The sequence below is a fragment of the Kitasatospora sp. NPDC057512 genome (assembly GCF_042802135.1).
Classification (GTDB): Bacteria; Actinomycetota; Actinomycetes; order Streptomycetales; family Streptomycetaceae; genus Kitasatospora.
Genome location: NZ_JBHVET010000895.1, coordinates 1 through 3,028, shown reverse-complemented (window position 1 = coordinate 3,028; position 3,028 = coordinate 1). Strand labels below are relative to the sequence as shown.

The window sequence follows — 3,028 nt, the reverse complement described above, 5'->3', positions numbered from 1 at the left end:
TCCGCGGAGACCACCACGGTGTGGGACACCCCGGGGGTGTTGTCCACGAAATTGGTGATCAGCCAGTTCAGGTTCTGTGCGGCCTGGCTCATCTGGTTCAACTCAACGCTCCTGGTGATCTGCGCCGTTGCCGTCGCTCCGGCCACCGAAACTATCGAATCCGGGCTGCTGGGCACCATGCTGGTGGCCCGCCTGGTTGGCGGCCTGCTCGGCCCCGGCGCGGCGGCCCTGCTGGATGCCGCGGCGCAGGTTGGTCAGTCGACCGCGGACCTCCTCGGGGGCCCGGGAGACCTGCGGACCGGTCAGCGGCGAGGCCTCGGCGGTGCCGGAGACCAGGTTGGCCTGCGGGGTCCGCCGGGGCAGGCCCGACATGGTGACACCGCTGGTCGAGGGCTCGCGGATCTGCTCGGCGCGACGCCAGCGCTCGTCGTTCGCGGACGGACGCCACGGCGCGTCGCCGGTGCCCGGCTGCGGCTGACCCTGCGGCTGCTGCTGGTTCTGCTGCGGCTGGCCCTGCTGCTGGGGCGCCTGCTGCTGGGGCGCGGGCTGCTGCGGGGCCTGCCGCTGCGGAGCGTGCTGCTCGTCGGCCGGCTGCTGGAACTCCGGCGCGGCGGTGCCGGGGCGGCGCGGCTGGTACGGCCGCGGCCGCGCCTGCTGCGAGCCGTCGGACTGCGGGAACCAGGGCTGCTCGTCGGCGCCCGGTCGGCCCGCGGCCTCGGACGGGCCGGTCGGCAGCGCCATCGGCTCCTGGTGCGGCAGCGGCAGCGGCTGCGGCTGCGGCTGCTGCGGGGCCTGCTCCTGGCGCACCGGCTCCGGACGCGGCGGGTTCGGCACGTTCGGCAGCACCGGCTCGACCAGGCCGAGGCCCAGCGGGTCGCGCGGGTCGATCTGGCTGGCCTCGAAGCGCGGACGGGCGAACTGCTGGGTGCTCTCCACCGGCGCCGGCTCGGCCGACGGCAGCGGCTGGGGCTGCTGCTGGGCCTGCGGCGGCAGCTGCGGCTGGCGGTCGCGCTGCGGCGCGTCCGGGCCGGGGCGCTGCGGACCGCGCGGGCCCTGGGCGGCGGGTCGACCGGGGGCGCCGGGGCCCTGCGGGGCCGGGCGGCGCTGCGGCAGGCCGTCCTGCGGACGGTTGCCCGGACGGGCGCCCTGCTGCGGCGCGCCGGGACCACCGGGGCCACCGGGAGCGCCGGGGCGGCCGTGCTGCGGCTGCTCGCCGGTCCGGGCGCCCGGACCGCCGTCGAACCCGCCGGCGGGACGCGGACGCTCCTGGCCGGGCCGGCCGGGCTGGGACTGACCGGCCTGCGGCTGACCCGGCTGGCCGGGCTGGCCGGGCTGCTGCTGACGGCCGCGGCGGGGCAGGCCGTTCGGGCCGCTCTGCGGCGGGCCCTGGCGGCCCGGGGCGCGCTGCGGCAGACCGCCCTGCTGGGCCTGCTGCGGAGCCTGCTGGTTCTGCGGGGCCTGCTGCTTCTGCTTCTGCTGCGGCTGGGCGGGCCGCTGGCCCTGGCCCTGCTGACCGCCGCCCTGCGGGGCGGGGTTCTCCCGCAGCGACTGGCCGACCTTGCGGGTCGGCAGACCGCCGCCGGACGCACCCGGACCGCCCGGCGCGCCGGGACCGCCCTGCGCGCCCGGACCGCCCTGCGGACCGGGACCGGTCGGAGCGGCCGGACCGCCCTGGCCGAGCTGCGGGCGGCCGCCCTGCGGGGCACCGGCGGCCGGACCGCCCTGGCCGAGCGCGGCCGGACCGCTCTGGCGGCCGGGCGGCACCTGGCGCTGCTGGCGCGGCGTCGGGGTGACCCCGCGCTGCTGCTTGCCCTGGCCGGAGCCGGCCCGGCCGGCGCCGCGGCGGTCGCCCGAATTGGTGACGTCCACCGGGAGCATGACCAGCGCGGTGGTGCCGCCGGAGTCGCTGGGGCGGAGCTGGATGCGGATGCCGTGTCGCAGGGACAGGCGGCCGACCACGAAGAGGCCCATGCGGCGGGAGACCGAGACGTCCACCGTCGGCGGGTTGGCGAGGCGCTCGTTGATCTCGGCGAGGTCGTCGGGGCTCAGGCCGATGCCGGTGTCGTGGATCTCGACCAGGACGCGGCCGTCCGGCAGCGCGTGGCCGGTGACCCGGACGCGGGTCTGCGGGCTGGAGAACGAGGTGGCGTTCTCCAGCAGCTCGGCGAGCAGGTGGACGAGGTCGTTGACGACGCGGCCGGCGACCTCGGCCGACGGTACGGCGGCGAGCTCGATGCGCTCGTACTGCTCCACCTCGGAGGCGGCGGCGCGGAGCACGTCGACCAGCGGGACGGGCCTGGTCCAGCGGCGGCCCGGGTCCTCACCGGCGAGGACGAGGAGGTTTTCGCCGTTGCGGCGCATGCGGGTCGCGAGGTGGTCCAGCTTGAAGAGGTTGGCCAGCTGGTCCGGGTCCGCCTCGCGGCTCTCCAGCTCGGAGATGAGCGACAGCTGGCGCTGGATGAGGCCCTGGCTGCGGCGCGAGAGGTTGGTGAACATCGCGTTGATGTTGCCGCGCAGGAGGGCCTGCTCGGCGGCGAGGCGGACGGCCTCGCTGTGCACCATGTCGAACGCGTGGGCCACGTGGCCGATCTCGTCGGTGGAGTCGACGGCGACCGGCTCGACCGTGGTGTCGACGTCGTGCGGGTCGGCCTCGGAGAGGGTCTTGACCAGCTCGGGCAGGCGGCGCTCGGCGACGTCCTCGGCCGCGGCCTGGAGGCGGGTCAGCGAGCGCACCATCGAGCGGGCGATCAGACCGGCGCCACCGAGGGCGACGAGCAGCACCAGGGCGACCGCGACACCGATGATCAGGGCGTCGGCGTCGGCCTGGGACTGGAGGTCCTGGGCCTTTCCGTCCAGGTTCTCGATGAGCTTGGCTTCGATCCGGCGCTCGGCGGTGATCTTGGAGCTGGCCTTCTCGTACCAGTCCTTGTAGCTGACCGCCTCGGTCTGGCGGATGCCGCTCTGGGTGAGGATCGTGGAGGCGTAGCGGTCGGCGTCGGCGACCACCGAGTTGTAGCTCAGCTGGCTG

General features: G+C 76.4%; 1 protein-coding gene and 1 pseudogene. Both read right to left on the bottom strand.

Annotated elements, in window-relative coordinates; genetic code table 11:
- Positions 1 to 92: pseudogene (locus ACFU6K_RS35435) on the bottom strand (roadblock/LC7 domain-containing protein); the annotation flags it as partial.
- 10 nt (positions 93 to 102) lie between these two features.
- Positions 103 to 3,028 (bottom strand): ATP-binding protein (locus tag ACFU6K_RS35430; protein WP_380670202.1); only part of this gene is annotated, 2,926 nt, incomplete at its 5' end.